The 19,536-nt window shown below is 63.4% G+C and carries 20 protein-coding genes; 8 read left to right on the top strand and 12 right to left on the bottom strand.

Annotated elements, in window-relative coordinates:
- Positions 1-17 precede the first annotated feature (17 nt).
- Genes Q0094_RS03415 through Q0094_RS03395 form a run of 5 tightly spaced genes read right to left on the bottom strand, consistent with a single transcriptional unit; the run spans position 18 to position 3,303 of the window.
- Complete coding sequence (locus tag Q0094_RS03415; RefSeq protein ID WP_297615313.1) at positions 18-848, bottom strand: farnesyl diphosphate synthase; 831 nt, start codon at positions 846-848, stop codon at positions 18-20.
- Positions 849-887: 39 nt separating this feature from the next.
- Entirely contained in the window at positions 888-1,133 is a 246-nt protein-coding gene (locus tag Q0094_RS03410; protein WP_297615251.1) for an exodeoxyribonuclease VII small subunit, read from the bottom strand.
- Complete coding sequence (locus Q0094_RS03405) at positions 1,130-2,062, bottom strand: histone deacetylase family protein (RefSeq protein ID WP_297615250.1); 933 nt, start codon at positions 2,060-2,062, stop codon at positions 1,130-1,132. Before Q0094_RS03405 ends, Q0094_RS03410 begins: the two co-directional genes overlap by 4 nt.
- Positions 2,063-2,077: 15 nt before the next feature.
- The gene (locus Q0094_RS03400; RefSeq protein WP_297615249.1) at positions 2,078-2,791 is read right to left on the bottom strand and encodes a response regulator; all 714 of its coding nucleotides are present in this window, start codon (positions 2,789-2,791) and stop codon (positions 2,078-2,080) included.
- A complete protein-coding gene (locus Q0094_RS03395) occupies positions 2,788-3,303 on the bottom strand; it encodes a MarR family transcriptional regulator (RefSeq protein WP_297615248.1) in 516 nt (171 codons plus the stop codon). Before Q0094_RS03395 ends, Q0094_RS03400 begins: the two co-directional genes overlap by 4 nt.
- 189 nt (positions 3,304-3,492) lie before the next feature.
- Here Q0094_RS03395 and Q0094_RS03390 point away from each other — a divergent pair, with 189 nt between their 5' ends.
- Both Q0094_RS03390 and Q0094_RS03385 read left to right on the top strand, forming a co-directional pair.
- Positions 3,493-4,362, top strand: coding sequence for a branched-chain amino acid aminotransferase (locus tag Q0094_RS03390; RefSeq protein ID WP_297615247.1), 870 nt, complete (start codon positions 3,493-3,495; stop codon positions 4,360-4,362).
- Between the two features lie 100 nt (positions 4,363-4,462).
- A complete protein-coding gene (locus Q0094_RS03385) occupies positions 4,463-4,801 on the top strand; it encodes a DUF2794 domain-containing protein (protein WP_297615311.1) in 339 nt (112 codons plus the stop codon).
- On the opposite strand, the gene Q0094_RS03380 is transcribed toward Q0094_RS03385, so the two are convergent.
- The 3 genes from Q0094_RS03380 to Q0094_RS03370 all read right to left on the bottom strand — a co-directional run bounded on the left by Q0094_RS03380 (position 4,798) and on the right by Q0094_RS03370 (position 7,473).
- Positions 4,798-5,637, bottom strand: a complete 840-nt coding sequence (locus Q0094_RS03380) for a C40 family peptidase (protein ID WP_297615246.1) — start codon at positions 5,635-5,637, stop codon at positions 4,798-4,800. The two genes, Q0094_RS03385 and Q0094_RS03380, sit on opposite strands and share 4 nt — an antisense overlap.
- Positions 5,634-7,019 (bottom strand): M17 family metallopeptidase, encoded by a 1,386-nt coding sequence (locus Q0094_RS03375; protein ID WP_297615245.1) that lies wholly within the window; start codon positions 7,017-7,019, stop codon positions 5,634-5,636. Before Q0094_RS03375 ends, Q0094_RS03380 begins: the two co-directional genes overlap by 4 nt.
- Positions 7,020-7,089: 70 nt before the next feature.
- The gene (locus Q0094_RS03370) at positions 7,090-7,473 is read right to left on the bottom strand and encodes a hypothetical protein (RefSeq protein WP_297615244.1); all 384 of its coding nucleotides are present in this window, start codon (positions 7,471-7,473) and stop codon (positions 7,090-7,092) included.
- Between the two features lie 152 nt (positions 7,474-7,625).
- On the opposite strand from Q0094_RS03370, the gene Q0094_RS03365 reads away from it, so the two are divergent.
- The 3 genes from Q0094_RS03365 to Q0094_RS03355 all read left to right on the top strand — a co-directional run bounded on the left by Q0094_RS03365 (position 7,626) and on the right by Q0094_RS03355 (position 9,637).
- Positions 7,626-8,276: a carbonic anhydrase gene (locus tag Q0094_RS03365; protein ID WP_297615243.1), complete on the top strand. Its 651-nt coding sequence runs from the start codon at positions 7,626-7,628 to the stop codon at positions 8,274-8,276.
- A 63-nt stretch (positions 8,277-8,339) separates the two neighbouring features.
- On the top strand, positions 8,340-9,320 hold the full coding sequence (locus Q0094_RS03360; protein WP_297615242.1) for a sodium-dependent bicarbonate transport family permease: 981 nt from the start codon (positions 8,340-8,342) through the stop codon (positions 9,318-9,320).
- Between the two features lie 5 nt (positions 9,321-9,325).
- Positions 9,326-9,637 (top strand): transcriptional regulator, encoded by a 312-nt coding sequence (locus tag Q0094_RS03355; RefSeq protein WP_297615241.1) that lies wholly within the window; start codon positions 9,326-9,328, stop codon positions 9,635-9,637.
- Between the two features lie 4 nt (positions 9,638-9,641).
- Here Q0094_RS03355 and Q0094_RS03350 read toward each other — a convergent pair whose 3' ends face one another.
- A complete protein-coding gene (locus tag Q0094_RS03350; RefSeq protein ID WP_297615240.1) occupies positions 9,642-11,252 on the bottom strand; it encodes a mucoidy inhibitor MuiA family protein in 1,611 nt (536 codons plus the stop codon).
- A gap of 175 nt (positions 11,253-11,427) precedes the next feature.
- Positions 11,428-12,450 carry an aspartate-semialdehyde dehydrogenase gene (locus tag Q0094_RS03345; RefSeq protein ID WP_297615239.1) on the bottom strand — a complete coding sequence of 341 codons (1,023 nt, stop codon included), beginning with the start codon at positions 12,448-12,450 and terminating at the stop codon, positions 11,428-11,430.
- Between the two features lie 316 nt (positions 12,451-12,766).
- Here Q0094_RS03345 and Q0094_RS03340 point away from each other — a divergent pair, with 316 nt between their 5' ends.
- Positions 12,767-14,071, top strand: coding sequence for a DEAD/DEAH box helicase (locus Q0094_RS03340; protein ID WP_297615309.1), 1,305 nt, complete (start codon positions 12,767-12,769; stop codon positions 14,069-14,071).
- A gap of 7 nt (positions 14,072-14,078) precedes the next feature.
- On the opposite strand, the gene Q0094_RS03335 is transcribed toward Q0094_RS03340, so the two are convergent.
- Entirely contained in the window at positions 14,079-15,254 is a 1,176-nt protein-coding gene (locus Q0094_RS03335) for an MFS transporter (protein WP_297615238.1), read from the bottom strand.
- Positions 15,255-15,437: 183 nt separating this feature from the next.
- On the opposite strand from Q0094_RS03335, the gene Q0094_RS03330 reads away from it, so the two are divergent.
- Together Q0094_RS03330 and Q0094_RS03325 are read left to right on the top strand one after the other, a co-directional pair.
- On the top strand, positions 15,438-16,457 hold the full coding sequence (locus Q0094_RS03330) for an extracellular solute-binding protein (protein ID WP_297615237.1): 1,020 nt from the start codon (positions 15,438-15,440) through the stop codon (positions 16,455-16,457).
- 339 nt (positions 16,458-16,796) lie between these two features.
- Entirely contained in the window at positions 16,797-17,519 is a 723-nt protein-coding gene (locus Q0094_RS03325; protein ID WP_297615236.1) for a TylF/MycF/NovP-related O-methyltransferase, read from the top strand.
- Positions 17,520-17,729: 210 nt separating this feature from the next.
- Here the strand turns inward: Q0094_RS03325 and Q0094_RS03320 are convergent, their stop codons facing one another.
- Positions 17,730-19,424, bottom strand: a complete 1,695-nt coding sequence (locus Q0094_RS03320) for an iron ABC transporter permease (RefSeq protein ID WP_297615235.1) — start codon at positions 19,422-19,424, stop codon at positions 17,730-17,732.
- Positions 19,425-19,536: the final 112 nt, after the last annotated feature.

Raw genomic sequence — 19,536 nt, 5'->3', positions numbered from 1 at the left:
CTTGGTTTCCTTGGGCCTTACTTGTCGCGGTCGACGACGTAGCGCGCCAGCGCGGTCAGGTGATGCGCCTTTTCGCCATAGGGGGTCAGCGCGGCCTCTGCCTCGGCCACGAGATCGGCGGCGCGAAGCTTGGCCGCATCCAGCCCCAAAAGCGACACAAAGGTCGCCTTGCCGGCGGCGGCATCCTTTTGCAGCGCCTTCCCGGCGGTGGCAGCGTCGCCCGTCACATCCAGGATGTCATCGGCGATCTGAAAGGCAAGCCCGATGGCGCGCGCATAGGCCAGGAGCGGTGCCGGATCGGCCCGCCCCAACATCGCCCCCGCCAGCGCGGGCCATTCGATCAGGCGGCCGGTCTTGTTGCCCTGCAATTGGGTGATCTGATCGAGCGTCAGGGGGGCGGCCGCGGTTTCGGCGGCGATATCCTGGGCCTGACCCAGCACCATGCCCTGAGCGCCCGATGCCCGCGCAAGGCTGGCCACCAGCGCCACACGCTGTGCAGCATCGCCCGCGCGCGGATCGGCCAAAAGCTCAAAGGCAAAGCTTTGAAGCGCATCACCCACCAGAACGGCGGTCGCCTCGTCCCATTTCACATGCACGGTGGGCTGGCCCCGGCGCAGATCATCATCATCCATGCAGGGCAGATCGTCATGCACCAGGCTGTAGGCGTGCAGACATTCCACCGCACCCGCCGCGACCATCGCCTGATCGCGCGGCACATCGAACAGCGCCGCGCTTTCCAGCGCCAGAAATCCGCGCAGCCGTTTGCCGCCATCCGTGGCGTAGCGCATGCCTTCGGCCACGCGGTCAGGGCCAAAACGCGCCAGTTCCGCAATCAGGAAATCCGAAATATCCGCCTGTGCCGCCGCCAGCGCCAACTTGAACACGGGTCAAAGACCTTCGACCGGGGTGCTGCCTGTGGGCTGGCCATTGGTGTCGAGCGTGATCTGCGCGACTTTTTCCTCGGCCTCTTTCAGCTTGGCCTCGCAGCGTGCCTTGAGGGCGGCGCCGCGTTCATAGAGCTTGATCGAATCTTCAAGCGCCACATCGCCCCGGTCCAGCGCGCTGACCACCTGTTCAAGTTCCCGGATCGCTTCCTCGAAGCTCATTTCCGCGATGGGTTTGGCGTCGCTCATCCGTGCCGCTCCTTGAGTTCCATGACATGCACCGCGGCGCTAGCCGCCAAGGCCGGAAGATCATACCCGCCTTCCAGAGTCGAGACCACGCGCCCGCCACAGACCTCATCGGCGATGTCGCAAAGACCGCGTGTGATCCACGCGAAATCCGTCTCGTCCCACATCAGATTGGCCAAGGGATCATCGGCATGGGCATCAAAGCCCGCCGAGATCAGGATCAGGTCCGGCGCCCAGTCGCGCAATCTGGCAAAGCCCTGGGTCTGAAAGGCGCGCCGCATCGCCGCCCCGTCCGATCCGGGCGGCAAGGGCAGGTTCAGCACATTGTTGGACCCACCCCGTTCGCTGGCCGCGCCCGTGCCGGGATAAAGCGGCATCTGGTGCGAGGATATGAACAGTGCGCGCGGTTCATCCCAAAGCACATCTTGCGTGCCATTGCCGTGATGCACGTCGAAATCCACCACCGCCACGCGTGACAGGCCATGGTGTTCCAGCGCGTGCCGCGCGGCGATGGCTACGGTTGAAAACAGGCAAAACCCCATCGCACGGGTTCTTTCGGCGTGATGGCCGGGGGGCCGTGTCGCGACAAAGGCGTTGCGCGCCCGCCCCGTCAGAACGGCGTCCACGGCGGCCATGCAGCCGCCCACGCCGCGCAACGCGGCCTCCCACGTGCCGGGGCTGGCATGGGTATCTGCGTCAAGCGCCGCGCGCCCGCTGTCGGGCATCTGGGCGCGGACCCAATCGACATAGGTTTGCGGGTGGCCCAAAAGCAGCGCGGCCTCATCGGCCATGGGGGCGATCATGCGGGTCAGATCGTCGAATTCGGGGGCCGAGAGTGCGGCGGTCACGGCCGCCAGCCGTTCGACCCGTTCGGGGTGGCCGGCCGGGGTATGATGATCGAGACCTGCGGGATTTTCTACCAAAAGCGTCATGGCGTGGGTTCCGGTTCAGTCGGGTGCCAGCATGTAACCCGCGCCGCGCACGGTCTGCAAATAGCGCGGTTCCTTGGGGTTCGTCTCGATCTTGCGGCGCAGGCGGGTGATCTGCACATCCACGGCGCGTTCCTGCACCGCATCGGCGCCCAGCTTTTCGCGGTTGAGCAGCGTCACCAGTTCCATCCGGCTGATCGTGCGGTTGGGCGTCGTGGTGAAGATGCGCATCAAGGCGGCCTCGGTCGCGGTCAGGCGCACGGGTTTGGCCCCGTGCCACATCTCGGCGCGGTCCAGATCATAGCGGATTGGCCCCATATGCAGCACCTGTGGCAGCGCGCGGTCTTCGACGGGTTTTGGCACGCGCCGCAATATGGCGTTGATCCTGAGCAGCAATTCCTTGGGCTCAAAGGGTTTGGCAAGGTAATCATCGGCCCCGGCTTCCAGCCCGCTGATGCGGTCGCCCGCCTCGCCGCGTGCGGTCAGCAGCAAGATGGGGGTGTCTTGCGTCCGCCGGATGTCACGGCACAGGCTCAGGCCGTCTTCGCCCGGCATCATCACATCCAGCACGATCAGATCAAAGGCCAGCCCCTTGAGCAGGCGCCGCGCCTGTGCTGCATCGCGCGCGACGGTTGCCATGAAATCATGGCGGATCAGGAATTTCTGCAAAAGCCCGCGGATGCGTTCGTCATCATCGACGATCAGCAGATGCGCGCCGATATCCCCGCTCATCTCGGGCCATCCCCGCCATCAAGATACTGCCGCCGCATTTCCTGATTCATCATCTGCTCCAACACCGTGCGGAAACCCGCCACCGCCTCGGGCCCGGCGGCGCGATAGGCGTCGCGCATGCGGTTGCGCTGGGCCTCGGACAATTCGCGTTCCAGCCCAGCACCCTTGGGGGTCAGGAACAGGTGGCGCTCGCGCTTGTCGCGGGTGCCCACGCGGCTGTCGACCAGATCATCCTCGACCAGCGTACGCAGCACGCGGTTGAGCGATTGCTTGGTCACGCCAAGGATCGACAACAGATTGTTGACCGTGGTGCCGGGGGTGCGGTTGATGAAATGGATCGCCCTGTGATGGGCGCGCCCATAGCCATAATCTTGCAAGATGCGGTCGGGGTCGGCTGTAAATCCGCGATAGGCGAAAAACATCGCTTCGATCCCGCGGCGCAACTGGTCGTCGGTCAGAAACAGCAGGCTTTCGCCCCGCCCTTTCATGTTCGTCGCGTTACGATCCGCCATGGGCTGTTCCCTCGTTATCCCGTCCGCGATTTCGATCAGTTTATGTCAGCCTTGTTGACTTTCCAAGAATCGATTGTTAGCGATTAGGGCGTTTTGCGCAATAATATGCCCGGATCGGACGTAAATTGCGCAACATTCGGAAATCTGACCGGTGGGCTGCACCGGTAACATGGACAGGGAAGCGGACCGATGGCCGGAGCCTATGATGATCGTGATGGCAAGATCTGGATGGATGGCAAGCTGGTGGATTGGCGCTCGGCCAATGTGCATATCCTGACCCATGCGATGCACTATGCCTCGTCGGTGTTCGAAGGCGAGCGTGCTTATAACGGCAAGATCTTCGAAAGCCGCCTGCATTCCGAGCGCCTGCTGAAATCGGGCGAGATGATCGACATGTCGATCCCCTATTCCATCGATGAGATCGAGGCCGCGAAATACGCGGTGATGCAGGCCAATGGCCTGACCGATGCCTATGTGCGCGCGCTGGCATGGCGCGGGGCGGGCGATGACATGGGCGTGTCGTCCAAGCGCAACCCGGTGCGCATGGCCGTCGCGGCATGGAGCTGGGGCAATTATTATGGCGACGCCAAGACCAAGGGCGCCAAGCTTGATATCGCCAAATGGCGCCGCCCCGCGCCGGAAACCGCCCCCTATCAGGCCAAGGCGGCCGGGCTTTACATGATCGCGACCATGTCCAAGCACGCGGCCGAGGCCAAGGGTTGCTCGGATGCGATGATGTTCGACTATCGCGGCTATGTCGCCGAAGCGACCGGCGCCAACATCTTTTTCGTCAAGAACGGCGAGGTGCATACGCCGCTGGCCGATTGCTTCCTCAACGGGATCACGCGCCAGACCGTCATTCGCATGCTGGGTGAGCGCAACATCACCGTGCATCAGCGCCACATCATGCCCGAAGAGCTGGAAAGCTTTGAGCAGTGCTGGCTGACCGGCACCGCCGCCGAGGTGACGCCGGTGGGCCAGATCGGCGATTACACCTTTGAGGTGGGCGCGCTGACGCGTGGCATGTCAGACGCCTATGAGGCATTGGTGCGCGCCTGAACGCGCCGCGCCAAATTCCGCACAAGGCCCCGCCCCGGCGGGGCCTTTTTCGTTAGTGCTTGATTTTCGTGGCCATAGCGCACAGAATTTTCGGATGGTGATGCATTTCCAGCCCATGGGGCCAGCCGCGCAAGCCGAACAGGTGGCCTTTGACCGCAAGGAATTGGGCGTGATCCTGACCATCTATGGTCGCATGGTCGCATCCGGCGAGTGGCGCGATTACGGGATATCACATCTGTCGGAGGTGGCGGTTTTCTCCATCTTTCGCCGTGCGGCCGAACATCCGATCTACCGCATCGAAAAGCGCCCCAGGCTGCGCGAGCGTCAGGGGCAATATGCCGTGATCGGCATGGATGGGCGCATCCTGAAGCGGGGGCATGATCTTTCGGCGGTCTTGCGCGTGCTGGAGCGCAAGCTGATCCGGCTGGTCGAACTTTAGCCCGCCTGACCAAGCCGCTTGATGGCGGTAATTTTGCCGAATTCGCGCGCGGCGATCCGGTCCACCGCATCGGCCAGCGGTTCATAAGCGACGGCCATGTGATGGGCATTGGCATGCAGCAGCATGTGATCATTCGACATCATGCCCACATGGCCGCGCCAGAACACCAGATCGCCCCGCCGCAGATTCGCGCCTTCGGGCAGATGGCTGCCCAGCGCTGCTGCCTGTTGATCGCTGTCACGCGGACAGGCGATGCCGCACGCGATCAGGGCTGTTTGCACAAGGCCGGAACAATCGATCCCCCATCGGCTGGTGCCTCCCCACAGATAGGGCGTGCCCAGAAACAGATCCGCAATGCCCACCGGGTCCGAAAACCGCGCGCCGATCGGCATCAGGTGTCGGGCAGGAACATGGTGGCCTGTGTGGATGCGCAGAAAGCCGTCGCGTTCGCCCGCGACCCGGACCAAGCTTCCGAAAAACAGCGCCACATCGGGCGGTTCCTTGATGTCTGGCTTGGGATAGAGATGCGTGGCCGGCGAGACGACCCAATGGGTCGCGTCCTCGGCCCCGGTGAGCGCACCCGACAGGACATAGCCGACATAGCCATCGCGCGCGGTCATGCCAAAGGAAAAACCATCCGTCGTTTCCAGCGCCAGAAAACGCTCGCCGAACAAAAGCTGGCTGACCCGGTTGCCGCGCGGGGCATCGGTGATGTTGACCATCGGTTGCTGGACCATCATCCAGCGGCCCTTGACGAAGCGTTCGGCCTCGACCTGCCCCTCGAGCGAGACATGCGCCACCCGTCCGTTGGCGGGCGTGGTTCTCGGGTCTGTCATGGCTTTTGTCCGCCGTCGCTCAGCATGTGAAAGATCGCCCGTGCCCCCTGGCCCAGCCCGCCCTTGGGCCGACCGGGTGCGTTCGACTGGCTCCAGGCATAGATGTCGAAATGCGCATAGCGCGGCACATCGGGCACAAAGCGGCGCAAGAACAACGCCGCCGTGATGGCACCGGCCATCCCGCCCGAGGGCGCATTGTCAAGATCGGCGATGCCGGGCTCGATCAGCGGCTCATAGGCCGGATGAAAGGGCAGCCGCCAGACCGGATCGGCCACCTGTTCCGCCGCTGTCGCCAGATCGGCGGCAAGCCCATCATCATCGGTGAAGAAGGGCGCGATATCGGGGCCGACCGCGACACGCGCCGCCCCCGTCAGCGTCGCCATCGAGATGGTCAGATCGGCGGGGGCCTCATTGGCCAGCGCCAGCGCATCGGCCAGAACAAGCCGGCCCTCGGCATCGGTGTTGTTGATCTCGACCGTCTTGCCGTTGCACGCGGTAAAGATGTCGCCGGGCCGGAACGCAGCCCCCGAGACCGCATTTTCCACCGCCGGGATCAACACGCGCAGCGTGATATCCAGCCCTTCGGCCATGATCATTTGCGCCAGCCCCAGCACGGTGGCCGCCCCGCCCATATCCTTTTTCATCAGCCCCATCGACGCGCCGGGCTTGAGGTTCAGGCCACCCGTGTCAAAGCACACGCCCTTGCCCACCAGCGTCAGCGTCCGCTTGCCCGCGCCCCAGCGCATGTCGATCAGGCGCGGCGCACGGGCGGCGGCCCGTCCCACGGCATGGATCAGCGGCAGATTGGCCGACAACAGATCATCACCCGTGATCACCGCGATTTCAGCGCCAAAGGCACCGGCCAGATCGCGCGCCGCCGCCTCAAGCGCGTCGGGGCCCATATCTTCGGCGGGGGTGTTGATCAGATCGCGGGTCAGCGCCTCGGCGGCCGCGATCCGTTCCAGGCGCGCGGCATCCACGCCTGTGGGGGCAACCAATTGCGCCTTGGCCGCGCCTTGGTTGCGGTAGCGGTCGAAACGGTAGGTTGAAAACAGATACCCCAGCGCGATTTCCGCGCCATCGGCACCTTCTGGCGGGTTGGTCAGCGCATAGATCGCACCCGGCAACCCCGCGATGGCATGGCCGATGGCAAAACGCTGGCGGCGGCGATCGGCTGCGGTGCCCGCACCGACAAGAACCATGGATGGGCGCCCAGACGATCCCGGCAAGGCGCATATCTGGGCCAAGGTGCCAGAAAAGCCATGATGCTGCGCCCAGCCGCGCGCGACCTCGGTCAGGTCGTCCAGCGCGGTGTCGGGCGGAACCAGCCGGATCGGAATGGCATCCGCGTCAGGCGCGGCAAAACGCAGATTTTTGTGCATGGTGCCCTGGGGTTGGGGGTGTATCGACCGCGCGCTACACTAGCGCCCCACCCGGTCGCCGCAAGGGCCGTTACCCGGAAACATCCTCCAGATCCCAGATTGCATGGATCGAGCGATCCCCAACACGTTCGAGCCGTGCCAGCGTCGCTGCCAGCGCGACGGTATCGCCGCTTTCCAGACAATCCAGCACATGCCGCCCGGCTTGCGCCAGCGTCGCCATGCCGATCATGCGGGCATCGCGCACAAGGGCGGCCAACAGCGTTTCGAGGGCGCGATGATCACCTGTCTGCTTCAGGGGTGCGATCTGATCGAGCAGGGTGGCAAGCCGGTCCAGCGCATAGGCCACCTCGGCCTCGGCGCGCTGTTCGCCCAATCGATCACACAAAAGTTCCAGTTGGCCGGGGTTAAAGCCAGCCGGCTCCCCCAGCGGAAGTTCGGTAACACCCGCCCTCATTCATTTGCTCCACATTCCAACCCCACCACGGGCAGGGCTGACCATTCGGTCGCGATCTGAACAAAGCCTTAGGGCGGGCGCAAAAAGCACCTCCAATTTGCGCTGCATTTGGGCTAATGCTGCGCGACGTGCGACAAAGGACGGCCCCTGACATGCATCGTGTGAAATCTCTGCCCCCCTATCTGCTGGATCGCTACAAGCATTGGAAAATTCACGAGTTTCCACGCAATCGTGACCTGTTTCGAAAACTGGCGATCGAGGGGCAGAACCCCCGCGCCATGGTGATTGCCTGCTGCGACAGCCGTGTGGCGGTGGGCCCGGTCTTTGGCCAGCAGGTCGGCGAATTGTTCGTGCATCGCAACATCGCCAATCTGGTGCCGCCCTATGCGCCCGACAGGCATCACCAAGGCACCGCGGCGGCTGTGGAATACGCCGTCAGGTTTCTGAAGGTCCACCACATCATCGTGAAGGGCCATTCGCAATGCGGTGGCGTGAAGGGATGCTTGCAGATGTGCGCCGGCGAGGCGGCCGAGCTGGACCAGATCGAAAGCTTCGTGGGGCGCTGGCTTGACGTGTTGCGCCCCGGTGTGGCCCGGATCGCGGATATCGCCGACCCCATGCACCGTCAGACCGCGCTGGAAAAGGAGGGCATCCAGATCAGCCTGGAAAACCTGATGAGCTATCCCTTTGTGGCGCAGGCGGTGGATGCGGGCCAGCTGACGCTGCACGGGCTTTGGACCGACCTGTCCGAGATGGATGTGGAAACCTTTGATGGCGAGGTGCGCCACTTCGTGCGCGGCTGAGCTTTACCCAAGCCCAGCGGGCCGCTAAGGCACTGTCACGCAACGATCGACAGGAGTGGGCGTATGGATGGGATATTGGCGCTTGCGGCCGAAAATCTGCTGTCACCGATCATTCTGTTCTTTGCGCTGGGCCTTTTGGCGGCTTTTGCCAAATCCGACCTGTCGATCCCCGAAGCCATCGCCAAGGGGATGTCGATCTATCTTTTGTTCGCCATCGGCTTCAAGGGCGGGGCCAGCGTGGCCGATCACGGGATCGATGCCACGCTTCTGATGTCGCTTCTGCTGGGCGTGATCTTGTCCTTTGTGCTGCCGGTGATCGCCTTTGTGCTGCTTCGGGGGATGTCACGGCTTGATGTCACCGATGCGGCGGCGGTTGCGGCGCATTATGGCTCCATTTCCATCGTGACCTTCGTGGCGGCGACTTCGGTCATCTCTTCGGCGGGGCTGACATCGGAGGGCTACATGGTCGCCGTGGCCGCCGTGATGGAGGCGCCCGCGATCTTGTCGGCGCTCTGGATCATCGCGCGCTATGGCAAGGCCGGGGCCGCGATGGAAGAGGGGCTGATGCGCGAGATCTTGCTGAATGGGTCCATCGTGCTTTTGGTGGGGTCCTTCCTGATCGGCTGGGTGACCGGGGCCGAAGGGATGGACCGCATCGCGCCCTTCATCGTGGCGCCGTTTCAAGGGGTGCTGTGTCTGTTCTTGCTGGACATGGGCCTGGTCGCAGGGCGCGGCCTCAGATCGGCGCGCGCGGTGCTGACGCCGGGTCTGTTGCTGTTTGGCGTGGTGATGCCGCCCATCGGCGCGATGCTGGGCCTGGGTGCGGGTCTGATGCTGGGCCTGTCCACGGGCGGTGTGGTCTTGTTCATGACGCTTTGCGCCTCGGCGTCCTATATTGCGGTGCCAGCGGCGATGCGGGTCGCCTTGCCCGAAGCGAACCCGTCGGTCTATCTCACGCTGTCGCTGGGCGTGACCTTTCCCTTTAACCTGACGCTTGGCATCCCGCTTTACCTGGCGGTGGCCAGCGCCGTCACCGGAGGCTGACGCAGATGCAGACTCACAAGGCCAAACGGGTCGAAATCACCATCGAATCGGTGATGGAAACCCGGCTGACCACCGCCTTGATCAAGGCGGGGGTTACCGGATTCACCGTGTTGCCCGTACTGGGTGGATCGGGCCGGTCCGGCCAATGGAACCGCGAGGGACAGGTCAGCCGCGCAGGCGGCATGGTCAGCGTCGTGTGCATCATCCGCCCCGAGCGGCTCGATGGCCTGCTCGATGCTGCGTTTTCCATGGTCGATCGCCATATCGGTTTGGTCACCGTCACCGATTGCGAAGTGTTGCGCGCCGAACGGTTCTGAGGTGTCAGGGCTGCCACAGCAGCACCTGACCCGCGGGCCAGTCGAATGCGGCTGTCATTTCGATCAGACGTTGCGCGCCCGGCGGCAGGTCAAGCGCCCACGCATGAACGCCGCGCTGGTCATCTTGATCGCGGGCATCGGGTTCGGGGGTCAGCGACAGCCGCAGGGTCAGCGCCTCTTGCTCGGCAAAGGGCGTGGCATAGAGCAGCCGCACAGTTTCCGGCCGATCCGACAGGTTCCTTACGCCAAAGGCGATCTGGCTGCTTTGCGTGCGGGCGGTGGTGAAAATGCCCCGGTCACCTTCGGCCAGCGAGCGGTCGATCCAGATCAGCGGCAGATGATCGAGCGGACCAAAGCCCAGCTCGGCCTCGGCGCCCGCTGCAATCAGCGGCAGCCAATCCTCACCGATGAGCGCGCCATCGCGGAAAAAGCGCGCCTGTCCGGGCAGGATCGGCGCGCCGCTGTCGTTTTGCACCGTGGCCACCAGAAACGCGGTTTGGTCGCGGCGTGGCACGGCACGGGCCTCGGTCACGGTGGGCAGTGACAGGGGATCAAGCGGCAAAACGGCTTTCCCGGTCGCGTCGATGCTGACGGGGGTGGTGTAGTCGAAGCTGATCGCCAGCCCCTCGACCGCCAGAACAGCACGCGCATCGGCCGATACGGGCTGCATCAGCCGGTCGCTCATGCCCTCGGACATCGTCAAAGTGTCGGCCGTGCGTGGTTCCATGATCCGGGCGGGGTCAGGCCAAAGCGGGCTTGGGTCGCGCTGGCGAAAGGGTTCGGCGGTGGAAAAGCGCATGGCGACATTGTGCCAGCGCGCAGGGCCTTCAACCGCGACGGTGACAAAGCGCGCAAGGCTCAGCGCGTCGCGCCCGGTCTCAAGGCGCAATTCATGGCTGGGTGTCCAATGCGCCGCGTGGGTGAAGTAATCGAGCGTGATTGCCCCCATGGTCGCTTGGGCGGCGGTCACGGACAGCGCGACCATATCCACACGGTTGTCAAAGGGCGAAAGCCGGGCCAGCGCGTCAAGGGCGCGCGCCAGTTCCTCTTGTCGGTCCTCTACCGCTTGTGCCGGGTCGCGGCGGGCGATGCGGGCGGCGTGCAAAGCCCCCTCAAGCCGAGCCGTTTCCGCGCCCAGTGTTGACAAAAGCTGTGACAACAGCGCCGGGTCGGTTCCGGTCATGCCATCGCCGGACAAGCCATCGAGATAGGCAAGCTGCACCTCGATCGCGCGGATCGCACCATCCGACAGCGCCAGCGTGTCGACCGCCGCCGCCAGTGCATCCTCGGCCGCAAGCACCAAGTCGCGTGCTGCCGCCTGTTGGGGATCATCCAACGCACCAATCGTCAGGGGCTGGGCGGTCATCAGGCTGGGTTGGCCAAGGATCACCCCTTCGGGCCCTTCGACCCCGACCAGATGGGCCAGCCCCGCATCGGGCATCGCGATCAAAAGCCGATGCTCGCCGGCGGGGATGGTCACTTCGGCCCGGCGCGTTACCTCGGCACCCGACAAAAACACCGTGGCTTGCGCGATATCGGCACGGATCAAGATGTCATCTGCAAGGGCGGTGGCGCTGCTCGCCAACAGGGCCGCAAGGGTTAGGGCGATACGCATGGATGTACACTCCGCTCTGGTGACGCGTCTTGCGCCAAGGGTGCGGCTTTGGCCAGCGCGACGCAATGGCAAAACGGGGATTTGCTGTCTTGCGCGCCCGCCCGCCAAACACCGCACAGCACAAGGCCGGCCACGGGGTGATCCGGGCCGGCCGCATGTATCGTGGATTGGGCGATCAGCCTTTTTTCAGAACCCGGTTGCCCAGCGTTTCGGCGATCTGCACCGCGTTCAGCGCGGCCCCCTTGCGCAGATTGTCGGACACGCACCACAGGTTCAGCCCGTTATCCAGCGTGCTGTCTTGCCGGATGCGGCTGACAAAGGTGGCGTAATCGCCCACGCATTCGATGGGGGTGATGTAGCCACCATCCTCGCGCTTGTCGATCACCATGACGCCGGGCGCCTCGCGCAGGATATCGCGGGCTTCCTCTTCGTCGAGGAATTCCTCGAATTCGATGTTGATTGCCTCGGAATGGCCGACAAAGACCGGCACGCGCACACAGGTGGCCGTGACCTTGATCTTGGGATCGAGGATCTTCTTGGTCTCGACCACCATCTTCCATTCTTCCTTGGTCGATCCATCCTCCATGAACTTGTCGATATGGGGGATCACGTTAAAGGCGATCTGCTTGGTGAATTTCCTGGGCGGCTTGCTGTCGGTCGGGTTGTAGATGCTCTTGGTCTGGTCCCAAAGCTCATCGATGCCCGCCTTGCCCGCGCCCGACACGGATTGATAGGTGCTGACCACCACCCGCTTGATGCGCGCGCGGTCATGCAGCGGCTTGAGCGCCACAACCATCTGCGCGGTTGAGCAATTGGGGTTGGCGATGATGTTTTTTCTGGAATAGCCCAGAACCGCCTCGGGGTTCACCTCGGGCACCACCAGCGGCACGTCGGGATCATAGCGGTAGAGCGAAGAGTTATCGATCACCACGCAGCCTGCCTTGGCGGCCTTGGGCGCGTAGATTGCCGTCGCCTCGGAGCCGACGGCAAACAGCGCGATGTCCCAGCCCGTGAAATCAAAGGTGTCGAGGTCCTTGGTTTTCAGGGTCTTGTCGCCAAAGCTGCATTCAGTGCCCAGCGATTTTCGGCTGGCCAGCGCCACGATCTCGTCGATGGGGAATTCCCGCTCGGCGAGGATGTTCAGCATTTCGCGGCCCACATTGCCCGTGGCACCGGCGACGACGACTCGGTATCCCATATTCCTTGGTCCTTATCCTTGTGGATGGATCGGCACATAAAGGAAGCACCCGCCAAGGAAAAGGGCCGTGGCGCTTGACATGCGCGGTCGGACATCGCATGTGCCCCACATGTCGCTGCGCTGCCGCGTGAGCAGTCGGACGGCGGGGATGCCCCGCGCACCTGACAGCGACAGACAACTTCCCAGGTTCCCGTCACGCAGGGGTCTGACGATCGCGCCGATACGCGGCCCGGTCGCACCCTCGTCCGCCATGCACATCCGTGTGTGGCCCCTGATCGATGGCTGCCGCGTGATGCGGCGCCCGAAAGGATATGATTTGTTCGATTTCGACATGCTCGGGCTGAAGCCCGCGCTGCTCAAGGCGCTCAAGGCGTCTGGCTTTGACACCCCAACCCCCATTCAGAATCAGGCGATTCCGCTGGCGCTGGATGGTCATGACATCTTGGGCCTTGCCCAGACCGGCACAGGCAAGACGCTGGCCTTTGGCCTGCCGCTGATTGCGCATCTGATGGATGAAAACACCCGTCCCCAGACGCGGACGGCGCGCGCGCTGATCCTTGCGCCCACGCGTGAACTGGCCAACCAGATCGCCGACAGCTTGCGGGTCTTTACGCTCAACACCCAGATCAAGATCGCCACCGTCGTCGGCGGTCAGTCGATCGGGCGCCAGATCGCCACCCTTGCGCGTGGCACCGATATTCTGGTGGCCACACCCGGCCGCCTGATCGATCTGATGGATCGCGGCGCGGTCGATCTGCGCCAGGCGCGCCATCTGGTGCTCGATGAGGCCGACCAGATGCTGGATCTGGGCTTTATCCATGCGCTGCGCCGCATCGCGCCCGCTTTGGGCACGCCGCGCCAGACCATGCTGTTTTCGGCAACCATGCCCAAGCAGATGGAAGAATTGTCACGCGCCTATCTGACCAACCCGCGCCGGGTTCAGGTGGCCCCGCCCGGCAAGGCCGCTGACAAGGTCACGCAATCGCTGCGCTACATGGACAAGGGCGCCAAGCCCGCTGTCTTGCGCGAGATCTTGAACCGGGATCGTGACGCGCTGACGCTGGTGTTCGCGCGCACCAAACACGGTGCGGAAAAGCTGATGAAGGGTCTGGTCGATGACGGTTTCAACGCCGCCTCGATCCATGGCAACAAAAGCCAGGGCCAGCGCGATCGTGCGATCAAGGCGTTCCGCGACGGCACGATCAATGTGCTGGTGGCCACCGATGTGGCCGCGCGCGGCATCGACATTCCCGGCGTGGCCTATGTGATCAACTATGAATTGCCCGACACGCCCGACAATTACGTGCACCGCATCGGCCGCACCGCGCGCGCCGGCCGCGAGGGTGAGGCAATCGCCTTTTGCTGCGCCGAAGAGGTCGATCTGCTGGTGCAGATCGAAAAGCTGATGAAGGTGGAAATCCCCGTCGCCAGCGGCACCCGGCCCAAGGCGGTCAAGATGGAAAAACCCCAGCGCGGTGGCGGTGGTGGTGGCCGCGGGCGCGCACCGGGTCAGGGGCAAGGGCAGGGGCAGGGGCATGGCAAGGCCGGCAAATCCGCCCATCGCCCTTTTGCCGATGCTGCCCCCAAAGGCCGTCGCCCGCGGCGCAGTCGCGCGGCGTGATGCTGGTCTAGCCGGTGCTGTCCTTCGCCCAAAGATAGAGGGTCAGCCCGGCGAGGATTGCCAGCCCGATCAGCCCGAACAGCGCGCCATAGGCTTCGGCCGGGGCGCGCGTCTGGGCCAGTGCTGCATAGGTCGGGCCGCTGGCAAATTGCATCACGCCCGCGCCGCCCATGCCAAACAGGTTCAACAGCGTGACCCCCCGCCCCGTCAGATGTGGGGGGCAAAAGCTGCGGCCATGGCTGATGACGATGGGGTAGGATGCGCCGAACAAGCCGATCAGCGCAAAGACCGCGACCGCCGCCCACAGGCCACTGGGCGGCATCGCCCAGAAACTCAGGCACAAGAGCGCCACCACCGTGTTGCCGATCACGATCGGCCGCTTGCGGCTGCCCCATATCCGGTCGGCTGGACCATACAGAAAATTTCCCGCCACCATTGCCAGGCCCATCACCAGCGCGGCCATGCCCAATTGGCCAAGGTCGGCCCCAAAGCGGTCGCCCAGATAGGGGCTGATCCACAACCCGCGCAGCCCGGCGGCGGGCGCGTAGCAGATGAACATCATCACAAGGATGGGCCAAAGCTGCGGCATGCGCAGCAAATCCATCAGCGACCCTGTTGCTTCGCCCTCGGGTTTGGGCGGGTCGCGCACCAGAACCGCGATGGCCAGCGCGATCACCGCCGTCAGCACCGCAAATCCGCCCACCGTCGCGCGCCAGCCGAAGCCTTCGATCAGATAGGCCAGCGGTGCCGCCGACAAGATGTTGCCCAGCGACGACAGCCCGACAGTGACACCCGCCAAGGTGCCAAACACCGCCGCAGAAAATGCGCGCGCAAAGATGAAATAGGTCGCCATCAGGATCGGTGCGCAACCGATGCCGATCAGGATCATCGCCACCGTGATCGCACCCGGCCCCTGTGCCATGGCGAACACCCCGGCACCGCCCGCGCCACCGATCAGGAACAGGCTCGCCGCCGTGCGCCGTGGCCCCAGATGATCCAGCGCCCATCCCACCGGAAGCTGCATCAGCGCAAAGGCCACGAACCACAGCCCCGAGGCCCGCGCCAGATCGCCCGTCGAGGCCCCGATTTCCGCGATCAGCACAGGTGACAGCACCGCCAGAAAGGCGCGGTAGAACTGGCTAAGCACATAGGCCAGAACCAGAAAGGCAATGCCGGCGCGCATCATTTTCCCCTTGTCCTTGATCACGCGCGACCCTGCACCGGACGGGCAACTGCGGCAAGCGGGCACGGTATCCCTATTATTTTTGTCAGAAATGTTGACTTGGGCTTTGCGATGGGTTTCAAGGGCCTCAACCCAGCTGAGTGTTTCAGTCAGGTATAGAATTGACCCATCACGGAGCTTGCCATGACCCGCACCCTTGCCGCCCTTTTGGGCACAGCCATCGCGGCCTCGACCCTGACTGCCGCACAGGCGCAGGAGCTGAACCTCTATTCCTCGCGCCATTACGACACCGACGAACGGCTTTATTCCGATTTCACCGCCCTGACGGGCATCACCGTCAACCGGATCGAAGGCAATGCCGACGAACTGATCGCCCGCATGCAGGCAGAGGGCGCCAACAGCCCCGCCGACGTGTTCCTGACCGTTGACACCGTGCGTCTGGCGCGCGCGACGGCCATGGGCCTGTTGCAGCCGGTCGAAAGCGAAATCCTTGAAACCCGCGTGCCTGCCTATCTGCAAGATGATGGCAACCACTGGTTTTCGTTCTCGCAGCGCGCCCGGATCCTCTTTTACGACAAGACCGAAGTGACCAACCCGCCGCTGACCTATCAGGATCTGGCCAAGCCCGACTATGCCGGTCAGGTCTGCATCCGGTCCGCCACCAACGTCTATACACAAAACATCGTGGCGGGGCTGATCGCGCATCTGGGCGAGGCAGCGGTGCAGGATTGGGCGAATGCCGTTGTGGGCAACTTCGCCCGCGCGCCGCAAGGTGGCGACACCGACCAGCTTCGCGCCATCGCCTCGGGCGAATGCGACATCGCCATGTCGAACACTTATTACTTCTCGCGCATCATCCGCGAAGGCGACAGCCAGATCACGCCCGAGCAGCTGGCCAATATCGGCTGGGTCTTTCCCAACCAGAACGACATCGGCGCGCATATGAACGTGTCGGGGGGCGGCGTGGCGGCCCATGCGCCCAACCGCGAGAATGCGATCAGGTTTCTGGAATACCTGACCTCGGACCAGGCGCAGCAGTATTTCTCGGCCGGCAATGACGAATACCCCGCCGTGCCCGGTGTGGGCCTGTCGCCATCGGTCGCCGCCTTGGGAATCTTTCGCCCCGACACCATCGACCTGAGCGACATCGCCGCCAATGTCGAAGTGGCGGTGCAGGTTCTGGCAAACGCCGGCTGGGAGTGATCCCCAAGGGGGGCTGAATTGGCGGGTGCCCTTCGATGGGGGCGCCCGTTCTTTCGTTTGTGGATTGCGGGGGTGGGCTGAAGAGCCATCAAGGGGCGCAGGGCCGACTGTCGCTGCCGTTGCGGTGAACGACAGGGTTGCGGGCAGAGCCCGTTTGCGGCAATTCAGATAGTGAACGTCAGAGGAATGAACGCTTAGCGAACCGCCTGTCTGTCATGGCTTGGTCAACGCAAGCACCATGTTCTGCGGTACAAAGCGAAAGTTTCACTTCAAGTTGCAATTTTCTCATGGCGCTATCAACTGCCCAGCGAGACATGCTGCAAGACAGGAGCCACAGGTTTGAAACTCGCAAATGTTCTGCGAAGGAATGTGTCCGAAGCCAAGGCCAGGTTGATCCTTATTGGAGAAGATCCAAAAGGCATCGTGTCACAAATCAGACATCGAAGGCTGACCTATCTTTCGCAGCGAAAGATGCTCCAGATCATCAGGACCCTACGCGAGATCGACAAGAACGGTATCGAAGGTCGGATTCTTGAGGCTGGTTGTGCGCTTGGCGGATCACTTGTCTTGATCGCGTCATACGCGCCTGACCGTGCAATCAGCGTCTACGACACCTTTGAAATGATCCCGGCGCCGGGCCCCGAAGATCCGCCTGACGTGCATCAGCGATATGCAACCATAATAAGCGGAAGAAGCAAGGGTATCGGGGGAGATACCTACTATGGATACCGAGGCGACCTTCAGGGCTATGTGCTGTCCAATGTCAGGGAACTGGTTGGAAACGAAGCCGTTGAACGCATTGAACTTTACAAGGGTCTTCTCCAGGATACCATGATCGTCGAAGAACCTGTGGCCTTCGCTCATATCGATGTGGATTGGTATGATCCCGTCAAGACATGCATCGTCCGTATTTGGCCAATGCTAGCCAAGGGCGGCTCGCTGATATTTGACGACTATTTTGATTGGGGTGGCTGTAAAAAGGCCGTAGACGAATATTTTCACGGACGCAGCGACATGGCGTTTGACGATCGTGCGGGTAACATGAAAGTAACAAAACTGTAGGTTTCAATGATATTTCACGCGATTTCATGCCTGCAATTTCTGGCCTCAGGCTCAGGGGTCTGACCCCCAAAGCCCAGGTTTTCCCCGATCAGGCATTTTGTCTGATGTGCTTTCGTGCGGGCGACCGCAGTAAAGTGGTGCAACAGCGGCTCTGTACGGGCGTTCGCGATGCCAGGTTTCGCCCTGCGCTTCGGGTGGACCAAGATCCCTTCACACCGTCCCCGACACCTGACCCTGTGCTGCGTCCACGGCGCTGCGGGTGTGGCGCCCCTCGCGGCCGATGCTCCAGCACAAGAGCGCCACTGGCAACAGGCCGACCGCGCCGATGACAAGGCTGGGCACCGCCGCTTCGGCAAGCCGTTCATCCGACGCCAGCCTGTGGGCCTGAACCGCAAGGGTGTCATAATTGAACGGCCGCAAGATCAGCGTCGCGGGCAATTCCTTCATCACATCGACGAACACGATCAACAGCGCCGTCAGGATCGAGGGCCTGAGGATCGGCATGTGAACGCGCCGCAGCATCGGAACAGGCCCCTGGCCCAAGGTGCGCGCCACCGCATCCATGTTGGGGTTGACCGTCGACAGACCCGACTCATAGGCGTTCAGCGCCACCGCCATGAAGCGCACCATGTAGGCCGCGATCATCAGCCAGATCGAGCCGGTGATCAAAAGCCCGGTATCGATGCCGAATTGTGCCTCCATGATCGCGTCAAGCCAGTTGTCAAAGGCCGCGAAGGGGAACAGGAGCCCCACCGCGATCACCCCGCCCGGAACCGCATAGCCGATGCCTGCGATCCGCATCGCGGCTTGTGTGCCCCGCGTGGGGCGCAGCCGCGCGTTGAAGCCCATGACCATCGCCGCCGCCACGGTCAGACCGGCGGCAATTCCCGCAAGCGTCAGCGAATGCTGGAGAAATGCCAGATAGCGTGGTGAAAGCAATATCTGGCTGGCGCCCGAGGCCAGCGCGATCAAGATGCCCGTGGGCAGCAGAAAGCCGAAAAACACCGGCAGCGCACAGATCGCGACCGCGCCCGCCGCCGCACGTCCGCGCAAGGTTACGGGTTCCATCCGTTCAAAGCGGCGCCCGGCGTCATGGTGGCGCTGGTTCTGGCGCTGACGTTGTTCCAGCGTGGCCAGCGCAAGGGCCACGACCAACAGGCACAGCGCCAATTGCGCCGCCGCCGCCCGATCAAACAGGCCAAACCAGCTGACATAGATGCCCGTGGCAAAGGTCTGGACCCCGAAATAGGCGACCGTACCGTAATCGGCGAGGGTTTCCATCATCGCCAAAAGGACGCCGCCCGCGATGGCGGGCCGCGCCACCGGCACCGAGACGCGAAAGAACGCGCCCCACGGCCCCTGACCCAGCGTGCGCGCGGCGATGTAGGCGGTCGCCGATTGCCGCAAGAACGCCGCCCGTGCCAACAGATAAACATAGGGGTACAGCACAAAGACCAGCATCGCGGCCGCCCCGCCGAGCGAGCGGATTTCCGGGAACCAATAGTCGCGCGGGCCCCAGCCGGTCAGATCGCGCAAGCTTGTCTGCACCCATCCCGGATGGTCCAGCAGATCGGTATAGGCATAGGCCAGCACATAGGCCGGGTAGGTCAAGGGCAGCGCCAGGGCAATTTCCAGCACCCGCCGCCCCGGAAAGCGGGTCGCCGTCACCAGCCATGCGGTCGCGGTGCCGATGACTGCCGTGCCCGTGCCCACGATCACCACCAGAAGCGCCGTCGCCCCCGCATAGCGCGGCAAGACCGATCCGGCGAGGGACACCAGCGTGTCGGTGCCACCGCCCAAGGCGGCCACCACCACCGCCGCCATGGGCAAGACGCACAATCCCGCCACCAGCCATGCAAGGCCAGACAGGCGTCTGGGGGTCTGGATGCGGGCAGGATTTGGCATGGATGCGCTGCGTCTGGTCTGATCCGGTCAATCCGATCTCTTTTGTCAGTCTTTGGGCGGATTGCAAGGCGGCAGGTCCGATCCTTGCGCCAGCGTCACAAAAGCTTCACTT

Origin of the sequence: uncultured Roseicyclus sp. (genome assembly GCF_937892565.1) — a bacterium.
Taxonomy (GTDB): Bacteria; Pseudomonadota; Alphaproteobacteria; order Rhodobacterales; family Rhodobacteraceae; genus Roseicyclus.
The sequence above is the reverse complement of the archived record's forward strand: the minus strand, read 5'-3'. Positions and strand labels throughout refer to the sequence as shown.